Below are 792 nucleotides of genomic sequence, written 5' to 3'. Positions count from 1 at the left end.
CGCTGGGACCTGCTGGTCGTGCCTCCGGATACGACTGAGGAGGCCGCGGAACCGCTCATGGCAGCCGCCGCCGGCGATCCCGTGTGACGGCACCCGCCCTTGCGCTGCCCGGCCGCGGCGGGCGACGCGCCTCGCGTGCAGTCATATCCCGACCGTGCGTTGCTGATTCCGGCCGTGTGACGGGAAGGCACCGCCGCTCCGGTCCTTCCCGGCCCGCGCCCTGCTTCCGTGGCGCGCCCGTTCCGCCGTCATGAGCGCGGTCGCGGTCTTCGGCGGACCGGTGTCCGCGCTCGCGGCGGTCATCAGCCGGCCGGCCGCGGAGGCTCCGGTCTCCGGGGGGATCACCAGAAGGTCCCATCGGCCCGCGGTGTAGGACAGCAGAGTGATCCCGTGCGGATCCAGCTCGGAGGTGAACCARCCCACCTTCACCACATGGCCGTTGACGAAGATCCGGGGCGGGAGGATCGGCCAGTGGCGGGGGTCGACCGCGATACGGGTGATCCGCCCCCACAGCGGATCCAGCACGTCCGCCAAGGCGGAGAGCTCGCTCGGCAGGTCACGTGAACGGGGCCACCAGGCGCCGTCCAACTCGGCGGGCCCTGCGGAAGAGCTCTCGGATCTCAACGCGAGGCGCGCGGTCGGGGCCCTGAAGGGAACGGCCCGTAGCGGGGGATGAGAGGTGGTCGCGGCCATCGCGCGAACCCGTCTCCGGACTCCTGCGCGAGAGCAGCTGCCCGGTGTCGTCGCTCACCGGGAACGGCACCGGCATCGGAGCCGATGTGCGAAGTGCTC

Annotated in this window: 1 protein-coding gene; it reads right to left on the bottom strand. The window is 72.2% G+C overall.

Annotated features, from left to right (window positions below; translation table 11 throughout):
* Positions 1–141: 141 nt before the first annotated feature.
* The gene (locus EAO75_RS44080) at positions 142–588 is read right to left on the bottom strand and encodes a DUF5994 family protein (protein ID WP_315987694.1); all 447 of its coding nucleotides are present in this window, start codon (positions 586–588) and stop codon (positions 142–144) included.
* Positions 589–792: the final 204 nt, after the last annotated feature.

The sequence above is a fragment of the Streptomyces sp. UW30 genome, from assembly GCF_008042075.1.
In the GTDB taxonomy this organism is placed as follows: domain Bacteria; phylum Actinomycetota; class Actinomycetes; order Streptomycetales; family Streptomycetaceae; genus Streptomyces.
Note: the sequence above shows the minus strand (reverse complement) of the source record. Positions and strands in the feature narration are given on the sequence as shown.